The sequence below is a fragment of the Modestobacter sp. SSW1-42 genome (assembly GCF_046635825.1).
Classification (GTDB): Bacteria; Actinomycetota; Actinomycetes; order Mycobacteriales; family Geodermatophilaceae; genus Modestobacter.
Genome location: NZ_JBISCA010000003.1, coordinates 229108 through 243713 on the forward strand (window position 1 = coordinate 229108; position 14606 = coordinate 243713).

Sequence of the window (14606 nt, forward strand, 5' to 3'; positions counted from 1 at the left end):
ACCGGCACGCACCACCCGTCGTCCCGTGAGCGGCCGGAGCGGCTGACGGGGCGCTCCGGCGAGAAGTCCGGCGCTGCCCCTTGCCAGGTGTTCACCGAGCTTTGTACAGTCACACTCAACAGTGACAGCCGCCACATCGACGTGGCGACGGCCGATTGAGGTGAGCTCGTCCATGGCCGAACGGACCCCGGCCCCGCTCCGCGGGGCGAAGGCGTTCACCGTCTCGAAGGGCCTGCTGACCGTCGGCTCCGCCACCGTCCTGCTCTTCGCGATCAGCGCCCTGCTCGCCCCCTCGAGCGTCTCGGGCACCTCCGTCCGCAGCATGCTGCAGATCGCCGCCGTCCTGGCGGTGGCAGGGCTGGGGCAGATGCTGGTCGTCCAGCAGTCCGGCATCGACCTGTCGGTGGCCGGGGGCATCTCGATGGCGGTCGTGCTGGCCACGCACGTCCCCGACGGCGACGACGGCCGGCTCCCGCTCGCCGTCGCGGTGGCGCTCGCCGTCGCCGTCCTCGCCGGGCTGCTCAACGGCGTGCTCATCGGCGTGCTGTCGCTCAACCCGATCATCGCCACGCTGGGCACCAACGCACTGCTGTACGGGGCCGTGCTCGCCGTCTCCGGTGGCCGGCCACGGATCACCACCGACCTGCTCGCCGGCCTCACCGGCGGGCGGACGGCGGGGGTGCCGCACGCGGTGCTGTTCGCCCTCGCCGCCCTGGCGGTGGTGAGCGTGCTGGTCAAGAAGACGGTGCCCGGCCGGCACTTCGAGGCCGTCGGGGCCAACCCGCGCGCCGCCCGGGCCGTGGGCCTGCGGGTGCGCGGGCACCAGATGTCGGCCTACGTCTGGGCGCAGCTGCTGTACTGCCTGGCCGGCGTGATGCTCGCCGGGATCACCGCCCAGCCCAGCGCCTTCGAGGGCGACAGCTTCCTGCTGATCTCGGTGGCCGTGGTGGTGCTCGGTGGCACGTCGCTGCTGGGTGGCCGCGGGTTCCCGCTGGCGACCGTGATCGCGGCGGTCTTCCTGCAGCAGCTCGTGCAGTTCGTGGTGGCCCTGGGCGTCTCCACCGCCGTCCAGACGATCGTCCAGGCCCTCGCGCTGGCGATCGGCGTCTCGCTCTACACCGTCGACTGGCGGGCGCTGCTCTCCCGGCGCCCGCGCCGTGCCCAGGCCGCAGCCGCGGCCTGACCGCTCGACCCGCGTCACCCGCTCCTCCCTGTCGTCAACGCTGCCGGCGCACGGCCAGATCGCCGTGCCCTCTGGAAGGAACACCGATGAACGTGCGTCACCTGCTCCCCGGGACGGCCCTGGCCGCCGTCGGCCTGCTCACCCTCACCGCCTGCGGCGGCAGCGACGGGGGAGGGGGCGGCGGGGGCGCCGCGGAGGGTGAGGTCACCCGGGTCGAGGGCGCCCCCGAGTGGTGCGGCACCAAGGAGATCTCCTTCGCCCTGCTCGACGGCTTCGGCGGCAACAGCTGGCGCCTGGTCACCACGGAGTCCGGCCGCGACGAGGCGGCCAAGTGCCCGAGCGTGACCAGCTTCGAGTACGCCGACGGCCAGGGCGACACCCAGAAGGCGATCTCGGACATCAAGAGCTTCGCGTCCAAGGGCGTCGACGCCATGGTCGTGTTCCCCGACGCCGGCAAGGCCGTGCTCCCGGCGCTCACCCAGGCCTACAAGGCCGGCGTCGTCACCGTGCCCTACCGGGTCGACCCCGGCGGCAAGGCGGGGGAGAACTACGACGCCTGGATCGGCTACGACTTCGCCGCCGATGCCCGCAACTGGGCGACCTGGATCGAGGCCAACGTCCCCGACGGCGGCAACATCCTGTTCCTGGGCGGGCCGGCCGGCAACAGCCAGAGCACCACCGAGTACGAGACGCTGCGCGCCGAGCTGCCCGAGACCTACCAGTTCGTCGGCGAGGTCCCGTTCACGGCCACCGACTGGGACCCCACGAAGACCCAGACGCTGCTGTCGGCGGCCATCTCCAAGAACCCCGACATCGACGTCATCGTCTCCGACTTCGGGCCGACCCTGGTCAGCTCGCTGGGGCTGTTCCCCGACAGCGGCCGGCCGATCCCAGCGCTGGTCACCACCGACGGCAACGCGCTGAGCTGCTTCTGGGCCGACCAGCAGGCCACCAACCCGTTCCCGATGACCACGGTGACCACCGGCAACGACAACGTCCGGCTGGCCGTGCAGGTCGCGATCGCCAAGGCCACCGGCGGGAAGGTGCCCACCGAGACCAGCTTCGAGGGCCCGGTGTTCGAGGACTCCGTCACCGGCACCCCCAACCCGGTCACCTGCCGACCGGAGCTGCCCGGCGACGTCTACCTGTCGGCCGAGCTGCCCGGGGAGAAGCAGGCGGAGCTCGGCTAGTGACCGAGCCCGACGCGACGACGGGGACGCCGGCCGGCGGCAGCACCGCGGCCGGCCGCCGTCCCCACCGCCACCCCACCGGCAGCACCGCCACCCGAGACCGTGAGGAGGACCAGGTGAGCTCCACCCCGACGATGACGCGCCCGGCGACGCTGGAGATGCAGGGCATCTCCAAGCACTTCGCCGGGGTGACCGCGCTGGCCGACGTGTCCGTGCAGGTGCTCCCCGGGGAGGTGCACGCCGTCCTGGGCGAGAACGGGGCCGGCAAGTCGACGCTGATGAACATCGCCACCGGCGTCCTGCAGCCGGACTCCGGGACGATCAGCGTGGCCGGCGACGACGTCGGCACGCTCACCCCGCGCAGCGCCGCCGCCCACGGCATCGCGATCGTGCACCAGCACCCGGCCGTGCTCCCGGACATGACCGTCCAGGAGAACCTGGAGGTGGCCCTGCCCCGCAGCGCGTTCGGCGCCGGCAGCCCGGCGCGGGCGTGCGCGGAGATCCTGCAGCGGGCCGGGCTGGACGTCGACCCCCGGGACCGGGTCGAGACGCTCACCGTGGCGCAGCGGCACCTGCTGGAGATCGCCAAGGCGTTCGCGGTGTCCCCGCGGCTGCTGATCCTCGACGAGCCGACCGCACCGCTGGGCGGCGAGGTCGTCGAGGCGTTCTTCGACCGGGTCCGCGAGCAGGTCGCCGCCGGGACGTCGGTCGTCTACATCACCCACCGCATGGCCGAGGTGCGCCAGCTCGCCGACCGGGTGACCGTGCTGCGCGACGGCCGGGTGCGCGGCACCGCCGTGGTCGACGAGATCACCGACGACGAGCTGCTGGCGCTGATCCTCGGCCGGCAGCTGGACTCCACGTTCCCGCCCAAGCAGCACGCCGGCGAGGAGCACCGGACCTCGCTGCAGCTCACCGGCCTGGCGGGCCCGGGGTTCACCGACGTCACCGCCTCGGCGCAGCGCGGGCAGATCCTGGGCATCGCCGGGGTGGTCGGCAACGGGCAGACCAACCTGCTGCGCGCCCTGGCCGGGCTGGAGCCCTTCGCCGGCGAGGTGTCCATCGGCGGTCGTCCGCTGTCGTCGGCGGACCTGCTGCACCGCGCCGCCTACATGCCGGCCGACCGGCACGCGGAGGGGCTGATGATGAGCCTCTCGGTGCGGGAGAACGCCGCGCTGTCGGCGCTGGGCGGCCTCACCCGCGGCCCGTTCCTCAGCCGGCGGCGGGAGGCCGCGGCGGTCGGCCGGTCGCTGGGCGAGCTGTCGGTCAAGGCACCCTCCACCGAGGCGCCGGTCTCGGCGCTGTCCGGCGGCAACCAGCAGAAGGTCGTCATCGCCCGCGCCCTGCTGTCCGACCCGGTCGTGCTGCTGGCCGACGAGCCTACCCAGGGCGTCGACGTCGGGGCCCGCGCGGAGATCTACGGCATCCTCCGGGCGGCCTCCTCGCGCGGGGTCCCGGTGGTCATCGCCTCCTCCGACGCCAAGGAGCTCGAGGGGCTGTGCGACGAGGTGCTCGTCATGTCCCGGGGGCACGTCGTGGCCACGCTGCGCGGGGACGACGTCACCGAGGAGCGGATGGTCGGCGCCGCGGTGGGCGCCCGCACCGAGTCGGTGAGCGTCCCCAAGGAGCTGCGGCAGGACCGGGTCAGCGGCCTGCGCCGGCTGCTGCGCAGCGACTACGCGCCCCCCGCGCTGGTCGCGGTCATCATCGCCGTGCTCACCGGGGTCCTGCTGGGCCACGACAGCGGCTACCTGTCCACCTTCAACATCGCCAACCTGCTCACCGCGGCCAGCGCGCTGGCCTTCATCGCCATGGGGCAGAACATCGCCCTGCTGACGGCGGGCATCGACCTGTCGGTGGGCCCGCTGGCCGGGTTCCTGGTGGTGGTGTCGTCGTTCTTCGTCAACGACGGCGAACCGCTGCCCACCGTGCTGCTGGGGATCGGGCTGATGCTCGCCGTCGCCCTGGGCACGGGCCTGGTCAACGGCTCGCTGATCCGGTTCGCCCACTTCACCCCGATCGCGGCCACCCTCACGCTCTACATCGCCTTCGGTGGGCTGGCGCTGCTGCTGCGCCCGGAGCAGGGCGGCTACATCAGCCTGCCGTTCCAGGAACTGGTCAACCGCAGCTTCGGGCCGCTGCCGCTGGTCTTCTGCGTCGCCGTCGTCCTGGCGGTCGCGCTCGAGTACGCGCTGCGCCGCACCCGGTGGGGTTGGAAGCTGCGGGCGGTCGGCTCCGACGAGGGCGCGGCCCGCAGCCTGGGGATCGACGTCGACCGCACGGTCGTCGCCGGCTACATGGCCAGCGGGGCGCTGGTCTTCCTCGGCGCCCTGGTCCTGATGGGCCAGTACGGCGTCGGCGACCCCTCGCAGGGGGCGAGCTTCACCCTGGCCAGCGTCACCGCCGTCGTCCTCGGTGGCACCAGCCTGCTGGGCGGCCGGGGCACCTTCGTCGGCCCGCTGCTGGGCGCTGTCCTGCTGCAGCAGACGCTGAATGCGACGGTGTTCCTCGGCCTGGACTCCGTCTACCAGTACTTCTTCCAGGGCGCGCTGATCCTCGCCGCCGCGGTGCTCTACACGGTGGGCACGCTCCGCCGCCGGCAGCGGGTCGTGACCGCGTGAGCGGCCCCTCCGCCGACGCCGGCCGGCTCGCCGACCGGGTCGTGGTGGTCACCGGGGGCGGGTCGGGCATCGGTGCCGCGATCGCCCGTGCCTGTGCCGCCCACGGGGCCCGGGTCGCGGTTGCCGACCGGGACGCCGACGCCGCGCGGGCCGTGGCCGGGGACGTCGGCGCCGCGGCGCTGCCGGTCGTCGCCGACGTCACCGACCGGGCGTCGGTGGCCCGCGGCCTGGACCTGGTGGTGGAGACGTTCGGCCGGCTCGACGTCGTCTTCAACAACGCCGGGGTCAACACCCCGATGCGCTTCCTCGACGTCACCGAGGAGAACTTCCGCCGGGTGCTGGAGGTCAACGCCCTCGGCGTGCTGATCGGCACCCAGGAGGCGGCCCGCCGGTTCCCGGCCCGGGGCCCCGGCGGGCGGGCGGTCCGCGGCAAGGTGGTCAACACCGCCTCCATCGCCGGGCGGACCGGGTTCCCCGACTTCGCGCCCTACAGCGCCTCGAAGGCCGCGGTCATCTCCCTCACCCAGTCCGCCGCCCGCGCCCTGGCCGCCGACGGCGTCACGGTCAACGCCTTCTCGCCCGGTGTCGTCGCCACCCCGCTGTGGCGACAGCTGGACGCCGACCTGACCGCCATCGGCGCCGCGGACGCCGGCTTCGACTCGATGGCCGGCGACATCCTGCTCGGCCGTCCCGCGGAACCGGCCGACATCGCCCCCACCGCCGTCTACCTGGCCTCGGCCGACTCGGACTACATGACCGGCCAGGTCGTCGCCATCGACGGCGGCATGGTCCTCGTCTGACCCGGCCCGCACCCACCCCGTACCGCCACAGAGAGGCCCCTTCATGACGAGCACCGCCACCTTCGGCACCAACGCCGTGGACTGGGAGGAGCGCATCCGCTTCGACCGGCTGCGCGAGGAGCGCCTCGCCCGGCTCAAGGCCGAGCTGGAGCGCTCGGACCTCGGTGCGCTGCTGGCCTTCGACTTCGCCAACATCCGCTACATGTCCGCCACCCACATCGGCACCTGGGCGATGGACAAGCTCATCCGCTTCGCCCTGGTCACCCGGGAGTCCGACCCGGTGGTGTGGGACTTCGGGTCGGCCGCCAAGCACCACCAGCTCTACAACCCCTGGCTGTCGACCACGACCGCCGAGGCCGACGCCGACCCGCACGCCCCGCACCACGACGCCGTCCGGCCCCGGAAGACCTCCGGTGCCCGGGCCGGGATCTCCACGCTGCGCGGGGCCTTCCACCCCGACGCGGGCATCGCCGAGGAGGTCGCGCGCAAGGTCCGGGACGAGCTGGCCGAGCACGGGCTGCTCGGGGAGCCGCTGGGCGTGGACGTCGTGGAGCTGCCGGTCCTGTTCGCCCTGCAGCAGGCCGGCGTCCAGGTCGTGGACGGCCAGCAGGTGTTCCTCGAGGCCCGCCGGGTCAAGACCCGCGACGAGGTCTCGCTGCTCACCCAGGCCGCCTCGATGGTCGACGCCGCCTACGACAAGCTCTACGAGTTCCTCCGGCCCGGGGTGCGCGAGAACGAGGCCGTGGGCCTGGTCGCCAAGACGCTCTACGACCTGGGCTCGGAGTACGTCGAGGGGGTCAACGCGATCTCCGGCGAGCGCTGCTCGCCGCACCCGCACGTCTACTCCGACCGGCTCATCCGCCCCGGCGACCCGGCGTTCTTCGACATCCTGCACAGCTACAACGGCTACCGGACCTGCTACTACCGCACCTTCGCCGTCGGGTCGGCCAGCCGGGCGCAGGCCGACGCCTACAAGCGGGCCCGGGAGTACATGGACCTGGCCATCGCGCGGGTGAAGCCCGGCGCCACCACCGCCGACGTCGTCGAGGTGTGGCCGACCGCCCAGGAGTTCGGCTTCCCCGACGAGGAGGCCGCGTTCGCGCTGCAGTACGGCCACGGCGTGGGGCTGTCGATCTGGGAGAAGCCGATCTTCTCCCGGCTGGTCTCCCTGGACCACCCCGAGGTGCTGGAGGAGGGCATGGTCTTCGCGCTGGAGACCTACTGGCCCGCCGCCGACGGGGTGGGGGCTGCCCGGATCGAGGAGGAGCTGGTGGTCACCGCCACCGGCTGCGAGGTCATCACCAAGTTCCCGGCCGAGGAGCTGCTGGTCGCCGGGCAGCGCTTCTACGGCCTGGGCGGGCAGCTGCCGCTGCTGCGCAGCCCGCAGTCGCACCTCAACACCCCCGAGGGCCGTGGCGAGGTCACCCCGTGAGGGCCGCGGTCTACCACGGCGCCCACGACGTCCGGATCGAGGAGCGGCCGGTCCCGGAGCCGGGCGCGGGGGAGGTGCTGCTGCGTGTGCTGCGCTCGGGCATGTGCGGCACCGACGCCACCGAGTGGAAGGCCGGGCCGCGCACCTTCCCGGTGGAGCGGGCCCACCCGGTCACCGGCCACTCCGGCCCGCTCGTGCCCGGCCACGAGTTCGTCGGCGAGGTCGTCGGGCACGGACCCGGGACGACGACGCCCGCGGGCGCGCTGGTGGCCAGCGGGGCCGGGGTCTCCTGCGGCAGCTGCGACCGCTGCCGGCAGGGGCGCACCAACCTGTGCCGCAGCTACCGCACGCTGGGCCTGAACACCGCCGGGGGCATGGCCGAGTACGTCGCCGTCCCCGAGTCGGTGCTCGCCCCGCTGCCCCCCGGGCTGTCGCTGGACGCCGCCGGGCTGGCCCAGCCGCTGGCCGTCGGGCTGCACGGTGCCCGCCGGTCCGGCGCCCGCGACGGCGACCGCGTGGTGCTCATCGGGGCCGGGGCGATCGGCAGCTTCCTGCTCACCGGGCTGCGCGCGCTGGCCGACGTCGACCTCACCGTCGTCGACTTCCCCGGCGCCCGGCTGGAGCGGGCGCTGCGGCTGGGCGCGACCCGGGTGGTCGAGGCCGGGCCGGACGTCGTCGACCGCGTGCTCGCCGGGCTGGGCCCGGTCGGCGCCGACGTGGTCGTCGAGGCCAGCGGCGCCCCCGGCCAGCTGGACGCCGCGACCCGGGTGGTGCGGCCCGGCGGCACGGTCCTGCAGGTCGGGCTGCCCGCCGGGCCCCAGCAGCTCGACGTCCACTCCCTCGTCATGCGCGAGGTGTCGATCGTGACCACGCTCGCGCACGTCTGCGCCGAGGACCTCGCCCCCGCGCTGGACCTCCTCGCCACGACCCCGCTCGCCGCCGAGCTGCTCGAGGGGGTGCACCCGCTGGGTGCCCTCGCCGACCAGCTCGAGCGCCTGGCCACCGGCCAGGTGGAGGGCAAGATCCTCATCGACCCCACGCTGGGAGGCTGAACGTGAAGGCAGCTGTCTTCTACGGAGACCACGACATCCGCGTCGAGCAGGTCGCCGACCCGGGCCCGCCCGGCCCCGGGCAGGTCCTGCTGCGCCCGCTGTGGTGCGGCATCTGCGGCACCGACCTGCACGAGTACGCGGTCGGCCCGATCGTGATCCCGGAGCAGCCGCACCGGCTCAACGGGGCGCAGCTGCCCCAGGTCCTCGGCCACGAGTTCAGCGGCGAGGTGCTCGAGGTGGGCGCGGGCGTCACCCACGTCCGGGCCGGCGACCGGGTGTCGGTCATGCCCCTGCTGTTCTGCGGCACCTGCTACTACTGCCGCCGCGGCCTCAACCACCTGTGCGTGTCCATGGCCTGCATCGGCCTGAGCTTCGAGTGGGGCGGCATCGCCGAGCGCGCCGTCGTCCCGGCCAGCCACGTCACCCCGCTGCCCGAGACCATGACCGACCTGCAGGGGGCGCTGGTCGAGCCGACCGCGGTCGCCGCCTACGGCGTCGACGTCGCCGGGGTGCGCCCCGGTGACCTCGTGCTGGTCACCGGGGCCGGCCCGATCGGCGCACTGGCCGCGCTCTACGCGGCCTCGCTCGGCGCCCGGGTGGTCGTGTCCGAGGTCAACCCGGTGCGCGCCGAGCTGGCCCGCAGCCTCGACGTCGGCGAGGTGCTCGACCCGCGTGAGGTCGACGTCGCCGCCTGGGTCCAGGACCAGAGCGAGGGCATCGGCGCCGATGCGGTCATCGAGTGCTCGGGCAACGAGCGGGCGCTGCAGACCGCCGTCGACGCCGTCCGCTCGGCCGGCCGGATCTCCCAGACCGGGCTGCACACGAAGGCCGCCTCGATCGAGCCGATGAAGCTCTCCGAGCACGACATCACCCTCACCGGCACGTGGTGCTACCCGGTCACCGACTGGCCGCGGATCGTCGACCTCATCGGCCGCCGCGGGCTGCCGGTGGAGCAGGTGGTCACCGCCCAGGTCCCGATGGACGACGTCGTGGCGAAGGGCTTCGAGGTGCTGCTGGACCCCGCCGGCGACCAGGTCAAGGTGCTCATCGACGCCGGAGCAGCGGAGTGAGGGCGCTGCAGTACACCGACCGGGGCCGGCCCGAGGTCGTCGAGCTCCCGGTCCCCGAGATCGGCGCGGACGACGTCCTGGTGGCCGCTCGGTCGGTCGGTGTCTGCCACTCCGACATCGACCTGCTCGAGGGCCGGTACATCATCCCGTTCGCCTACCCGCTGATCCCCGGGCACGAGTGGTCCGGGGAGGTGGTGGCCGTGGGCAGCGCGGTCACCGCGTTCGCCCCCGGTGACCGGGTGGTGGGGGAGTGCGTGATCGGTGCCGACCACTTCGGCTTCTCGATCAGCGGGGCCGCGGCGGAGTTCTTCACCGCCAAGGCGTCCTGGCTGCACCGGCTGCCCGACGAGCTGTCCTGGACGATGGGCGCCCTGGTCGAGCCGTTCAGCGTCGCCTACTACGCGCTGGTGCGGGCCGGCGGCGTCGACGCCAGCGACACCGTCGCGGTGCTGGGCGCCGGGCCGATCGGACTGGCGGTGACGGCGGCGGCCAGCGCCATGGGCGCGCGCACGGTGGTCGTGGAGCCCTCCCCGGAGCGCCGGGCGGTCGCCGAGCGGCTGGGCGCGGCGCACACCGTCGAGCCCGCGGGCGCCGAGGCGCTGCTGCGCGAGCTCACCGGCGGGCGGGGTGCCGACCTGGTGGCCGAGGCCAGCGGACGGCCGGCGGTCATGGCCTCGGCCCTGGAGCTGGTCGCCTTCCAGGGCCGGGTCGCCTACATCGGCATCGACGTGGGCCAGGAGGCGCCGGCCAAGCTCGGGCTCATCCAGTCCAAGGAGCTGCGGATCACCGGCACGATCGGCTCCCCGGGCATCTGGCCGGAGACGCTGCGCTTCCTCGCCGGCTCCGGCCTGGACCTCAGCTCGCTGGTCACCCAGCGGTTCCCGGTGGAGGAGGCGCTGGCCGCGCTGGACACCGCGCACCACCCGACGCCGACGACGGTCAAGGCGCACATCGAGTTCACCGCCACGCGCTGACCTCGCACCCGGCAGGAGGGGCGCCGCACCCGGCGCCCCTCCTGCCGTGCGTCCCGGTCAGGGGACGATGCGGGCCGCCCGGTACCGCTCGACGTAGCGGAAGAAGCTGTCCCGGCTGTCCCGGCTCTCGGTGAACCCGGCCTTGCGGGACTTGTTCATGTCGGTGAGCACCTCGATCTCCCGCCCCAGGTCGCTGTCGGTGTGCCACCAGGAGGCGATCCGGCCCAGGTCGGGTTCGACCAGGCCGTGCTCGGCGGCGATCTCGGCCCACACGCCCTCGGTGCCGGCCATGGACTCCGTCAGCGGACGGACCCGACCCGCGTAGCCCTCCCACTCGAGTCCGAAGTGGGCGGCGATCTGCGGCCACAGCCAGCGCCAGCGGAAGACGTCGCCGTTGGCGGTGTTGAAGGCCTGGTCGTGCCCGGCCTCCGAGGTGGCGGCCCAGATGATCTGGTCGGCGAGCAGGTCGGCGTCGGTGACGTCGGTGACGCTGTTCCACTGGGTCTCCGACCCGGGGAAGACGAACGGGCGCCCGGTCCTCGCGCAGATCGCCGCGTAGGCCGACAGCGTCAGCACCATGTTCATCGCGTTGCCGACGGCGAAGCCGAAGACGGTGTGCGAACGGTGCACGCTCCAGGTGAAGCCGGCGCGGGCAGCCGCGGCGAAGAGCTCGTCCTCCTGCGCGTAGTAGAAGTTCGGTGCGTCCAGCCGCGGCTCGTCCTCGTGGAACGGGGTGTCGCCCATCCGGCCCTGCGCATAGGCCTCAAACGGGCCGAGGTAGTGCTTGAGCCCGGTCATCAGCGCCACGTGCCGGACCGAGGCCGCCGGCTCGAGGGCGGCGAGCAGGTCGCGGACGGCCGCGCCGTTGACGGCGATGTTCTCGGCCTCGGTGGCCTGCCGGGTCCACGCGGTGATCGCGACGAGCTCCGGCGCCAGGCCGTCGAGGGCGGCGGCCAGCCCCGCAGGATCGGCGAGGTCGGCCTGCACCGGGTGGATGCCGGGACCGGGGGCGCGGCCGCTGCGGGAGAGCCCGTGGACCTCCCAGCCCGCGGCGACCAGCCGGGCGCCGAGGTTCTGCCCGACGATGCCGGTGGCGCCGACGACCAGGGCCCTGCGGGGGGTGGGGCTGCTCATGTCCTGCTCCTCGTGTCCTCGTGCTGCGGGTGCGGCCGCGCCCACCGGCCCGGGCGCGGTGCGGGCCGGTGCCGGGGTCGGTCCCGGTGACCGTCCGGCGGGGCCGGGACCGACGCCGCACGCGAGGTCCCCGGTGGCGCCGGACGGGCGGCCGCCGTCCTGCGATGCTCGGCGTTGCAGCGGACACTGTCAAGCAGCACTGAACACAGGCGCCCGGGCGTCCGCACGAGGCGACGGTGAGCCGTCCATCACAAAAGTGCACCCAGCTTGTAGACATTGCCCCCGCTCAGGCAGGATCGGGGTGTGGGCCGGGTTGTCTTGACGCGCGATCTCGCCGTCGACCACGCCGGCACCGCCAGCTGCCTCTGTCCCTGACGGCACGCAGCCCCGGACCGCTCCGCGCGGTCGGACGGCGTCCCCGGCACCCGCGCGGGTGCCGGCCCGAGCGACGACGTCCGCCTGACATCCCCAGTGCGAGGACACCCCAGCCCGTGATCGAACTGAACGACGTCCGCAAGGTCTTCCCCGTCCGGGGAGGGGGCCCCGAGGTCGTCGCCCTCGACGGCGTGACCGTCACCGTCGACGCCGGTGACTTCGCCGGTGTCGTCGGCCCCTCCGGCTCGGGCAAGAGCACCCTCATCCGGCTGGTCAACCTCCTGGAGCGGCCCACGTCGGGCTCGGTCACCGTCGACGGCCGGGTGCTCACCGACCTGTCCGCCGAGGAGGTGCGGCGGGCCCGCAGCTCGATCGGCATGGTGTTCCAGCACTTCGAGCTGATGGACTCCCGCACCGCGGCCGGCAACGTCGAGCACCCGCTGGAGCTGGCCGGGGTGGGCCGCGCCGAGCGGCGCCGGCGCTCGGCCGAGCTGCTGGACCTCGTCGGCCTGGCCGACCGCGCGCACGCCCGGCCGGCCCAGCTGTCCGGTGGCCAGAAGCAGCGGGTGGCGATCGCCCGCGCGCTGGCCGCCCGCCCCCGCGTCCTGCTCTGCGACGAGGCGACCTCGGCCCTGGACCAGGCCAGCACCACCGGCGTCCTGGAGCTGCTGCGCCGGGTCCGCGACGAGCTCGGCCTCACCGTCCTGCTGATCACCCACGAGATGGCCGTGGTCAAGGCCGTCTGCGACACCGCCGTGCTGCTGGAGGCCGGCCGGGTCGTCGACTCCGGCCGGCTGGACGACGTGCTGGCCCGCGGCGACTCCCCGCTGGCCGCGGCCCTGCTGCCCGCGCCGGTCGCCGACGACCGGGCCGGCGGCACGCTGCTGCGGGTCACCGTCACCGAGCGGGCGTCGGAGACCCGGGTCCTGCAGGCGCTGATCGGCCAGCTGGGGCTCGCGGTCGAGGTGGCCGGCGGCTCGGTGGAGACCGTCGCCGGCGGCCGGCACGGCCGGCTGCTGCTGCGGGTGACCGGGGAGGACCCCGGCCGGCTCGACACCGCGCTGACCGCCCTGCGCGGCGAGGGCGCCCTGGTCGAGCGCGTCGTCGCGGAGGTGGCCCGATGAGCGACTGGTCCCGGATCGGCCCGCAGCTGGCCGACGCCACCGGCGAGACCCTCTACATGGTGGCGGTCTCCACGGTGCTCACCGTGCTGCTCGGTGTCCCGCTGGGCATCCTGCTCACCGTCACCGGCCCGGGTGCCCTGGCCCCGCGCCGCTGGCTCCACCGCGTGCTCGGCCTGGTGGTCAACCTCGGCCGCTCGCTGCCGTTCATCATCCTGCTGGTCCTGGTGGCGCCGCTGACCCGCGGCATCGTCGGCACCACCATCGGCTCGACCGCCGCCATCGTGCCGCTCACCATCGGCGCGGTGCCGTTCCTGGCCCGGCTGGTCGAGACCAGCCTGCGCGAGGTCTCGCACGGCAAGGTCGAGGCGGCGCTGGCCATGGGCGCCCGGCGCCGCGACGTGGTGCGCACCGTGCTGCTGCCCGAGGCGCTGCCCTCCCTCGTCGCCGGGGTCACCGTCACCGTCGTGGCGCTGATCAGCTACTCGGCCATGGCCGGGGCGATCGGCGGCGGCGGGCTCGGCGACTTCGCCATCCGGTTCGGCTACCAGCAGTTCCGCACCGACATCACCCTGCTCACCGTCGTCCTGCTGCTCGTCGTCGTCCAGGCCCTGCAGTGGGCCGGCGACTCCTGGGCCCGCCGGCTCGCCCGCCGCTGAGCGGCCTCCCCGTCCACCCCCGACGGCCGGCCGGCCGTCGTCCGCACCACCCACAGGAGAGAACACCCATGCGCTCCCGGATCGCGCTGACCCTCACCACGCTCACCGCCACCGTGGTCCTGACCGCCTGCGGCGGTGGAGACGCCGAGCTGTCGGCGTCCGACGGGCCGCTCAAGGTCGGGGCCTCGCCGACGCCGCACGCCGAGATCCTGCGGTACATCGACGACAACCTCGCCGCCGGCGCGGGCATCGACCTCGACGTCGTCGAGTTCACCGACTACGTGCAGCCCAACGTCGCCCTCGACGACGGCTCGCTGGACGCCAACTACTTCCAGACCGTGCCCTACCTCGAGCAGCAGGAGACCAGTGCCGGCTACGACTTCACCGCGCTCGCGCCGGTGCACATCGAGCCGCTGGGCATCTACTCCTCCTCGCTGACCGACCTCGCCGGCCTCCCGGACGGCGCCACGGTGGCCATCCCGAACGACCCCACCAACGCCGCCCGGGCGCTGCGCCTGCTGGAGGCCAACGACCTGCTCACCCTGGCCGACACCGGCGACACCGCCCCGACGTCGCTGGACGTCGAGGACAACCCGCGCGACCTGCAGATCTCCGAGGTCGAGGCCGCGCAGCTGCCCCGCTCGCTGGCCGACGTCGACATCGCGGTGATCAACGGCAACTACGCCATCGAGGCCGACCTGTCCCCGGCCGACGACGCGCTCGCCCTGGAGGAGGCCGAGGGCAACCCCAACGCCAACCTGCTGGTCGTCCGCGCCGGCGACGAGTCCGACGAGCGGGTGCAGACCCTGGAGCGGCTGCTGCACTCCGACGAGGTCCGCAGCTTCATCGAGGACACCTACAGCGGGGCCGTCATCCCGGCGTTCTGAGCACCGCGCCGTCGGCCGGGGCCCCACGGCGGCCCCGGTCGACAGCGGCGCGCTGGGCTGCGCACACCTCCCGCACAGCATCGGGCGGCACGGTCGGGACACCGGCCG

General features: G+C 74.0%; 12 protein-coding genes. 11 read left to right on the forward strand and 1 reads right to left on the reverse strand.

What is annotated here, in order from left to right; genetic code table 11:
* Nucleotides 1-172 precede the first annotated feature (172 nt).
* From ACGBYP_RS11335 to ACGBYP_RS11370, 8 genes are all read left to right on the forward strand, one after another.
* Complete coding sequence (locus ACGBYP_RS11335; RefSeq protein ID WP_411584076.1) at nucleotides 173-1183, forward strand: ABC transporter permease; 1011 nt, start codon at nucleotides 173-175, stop codon at nucleotides 1181-1183.
* A gap of 86 nt (nucleotides 1184-1269) precedes the next feature.
* Nucleotides 1270-2373, forward strand: a complete 1104-nt coding sequence (locus tag ACGBYP_RS11340; protein ID WP_411584078.1) for a substrate-binding domain-containing protein — start codon at nucleotides 1270-1272, stop codon at nucleotides 2371-2373.
* A complete protein-coding gene (locus tag ACGBYP_RS11345) occupies nucleotides 2373-4994 on the forward strand; it encodes an ATP-binding cassette domain-containing protein (RefSeq protein ID WP_411584080.1) in 2622 nt (873 codons plus the stop codon). Before ACGBYP_RS11340 ends, ACGBYP_RS11345 begins: the two co-directional genes overlap by 1 nt.
* Nucleotides 4991-5794 carry a glucose 1-dehydrogenase gene (locus tag ACGBYP_RS11350; RefSeq protein ID WP_411584082.1) on the forward strand — a complete coding sequence of 268 codons (804 nt, stop codon included), beginning with the start codon at nucleotides 4991-4993 and terminating at the stop codon, nucleotides 5792-5794. The genes ACGBYP_RS11345 and ACGBYP_RS11350 overlap by 4 nt, the downstream gene beginning before the upstream one ends.
* A 43-nt stretch (nucleotides 5795-5837) precedes the next feature.
* Nucleotides 5838-7226: a M24 family metallopeptidase gene (locus ACGBYP_RS11355; RefSeq protein WP_411584084.1), complete on the forward strand. Its 1389-nt coding sequence runs from the start codon at nucleotides 5838-5840 to the stop codon at nucleotides 7224-7226.
* On the forward strand, nucleotides 7223-8278 hold the full coding sequence (locus tag ACGBYP_RS11360) for a zinc-dependent alcohol dehydrogenase (RefSeq protein ID WP_411584086.1): 1056 nt from the start codon (nucleotides 7223-7225) through the stop codon (nucleotides 8276-8278). The genes ACGBYP_RS11355 and ACGBYP_RS11360 overlap by 4 nt, the downstream gene beginning before the upstream one ends.
* 2 nt (nucleotides 8279-8280) lie before the next feature.
* Nucleotides 8281-9348, forward strand: a complete 1068-nt coding sequence (locus ACGBYP_RS11365; RefSeq protein ID WP_411584088.1) for a 2,3-butanediol dehydrogenase — start codon at nucleotides 8281-8283, stop codon at nucleotides 9346-9348.
* Entirely contained in the window at nucleotides 9345-10322 is a 978-nt protein-coding gene (locus ACGBYP_RS11370; protein ID WP_411584090.1) for a zinc-dependent alcohol dehydrogenase, read from the forward strand. Before ACGBYP_RS11365 ends, ACGBYP_RS11370 begins: the two co-directional genes overlap by 4 nt.
* 57 nt (nucleotides 10323-10379) lie before the next feature.
* On the opposite strand, the gene ACGBYP_RS11375 is transcribed toward ACGBYP_RS11370, so the two are convergent.
* Nucleotides 10380-11456, reverse strand: a complete 1077-nt coding sequence (locus tag ACGBYP_RS11375; protein ID WP_411584092.1) for an SDR family oxidoreductase — start codon at nucleotides 11454-11456, stop codon at nucleotides 10380-10382.
* A gap of 491 nt (nucleotides 11457-11947) precedes the next feature.
* Between ACGBYP_RS11375 and ACGBYP_RS11380 the strand changes: the two genes are divergently transcribed.
* From ACGBYP_RS11380 to ACGBYP_RS11390, 3 genes are all read left to right on the forward strand, one after another.
* Nucleotides 11948-12955 (forward strand): methionine ABC transporter ATP-binding protein, encoded by a 1008-nt coding sequence (locus ACGBYP_RS11380; protein ID WP_411584094.1) that lies wholly within the window; start codon nucleotides 11948-11950, stop codon nucleotides 12953-12955.
* Nucleotides 12952-13611 (forward strand): methionine ABC transporter permease, encoded by a 660-nt coding sequence (locus ACGBYP_RS11385; protein ID WP_411584096.1) that lies wholly within the window; start codon nucleotides 12952-12954, stop codon nucleotides 13609-13611. Before ACGBYP_RS11380 ends, ACGBYP_RS11385 begins: the two co-directional genes overlap by 4 nt.
* A 68-nt stretch (nucleotides 13612-13679) precedes the next feature.
* On the forward strand, nucleotides 13680-14498 hold the full coding sequence (locus ACGBYP_RS11390; protein WP_411584098.1) for a MetQ/NlpA family ABC transporter substrate-binding protein: 819 nt from the start codon (nucleotides 13680-13682) through the stop codon (nucleotides 14496-14498).
* Nucleotides 14499-14606: the final 108 nt, after the last annotated feature.

Coding starts and splice junctions, on each gene's coding strand:
- ACGBYP_RS11385 (WP_411584096.1), top strand. CDS start 12,952: ATGAGCGACTGGTCCCGGATCGGCCCGCAGCTGGCCGACGCCACCGGC.
- ACGBYP_RS11390 (WP_411584098.1), top strand. CDS start 13,680: ATGCGCTCCCGGATCGCGCTGACCCTCACCACGCTCACCGCCACCGTG.
- ACGBYP_RS11335 (WP_411584076.1), top strand. CDS start 173: ATGGCCGAACGGACCCCGGCCCCGCTCCGCGGGGCGAAGGCGTTCACC.
- ACGBYP_RS11340 (WP_411584078.1), top strand. CDS start 1,270: ATGAACGTGCGTCACCTGCTCCCCGGGACGGCCCTGGCCGCCGTCGGC.
- ACGBYP_RS11355 (WP_411584084.1), top strand. CDS start 5,838: ATGACGAGCACCGCCACCTTCGGCACCAACGCCGTGGACTGGGAGGAG.
- ACGBYP_RS11375 (WP_411584092.1), bottom strand. CDS start 11,456: ATGAGCAGCCCCACCCCCCGCAGGGCCCTGGTCGTCGGCGCCACCGGC.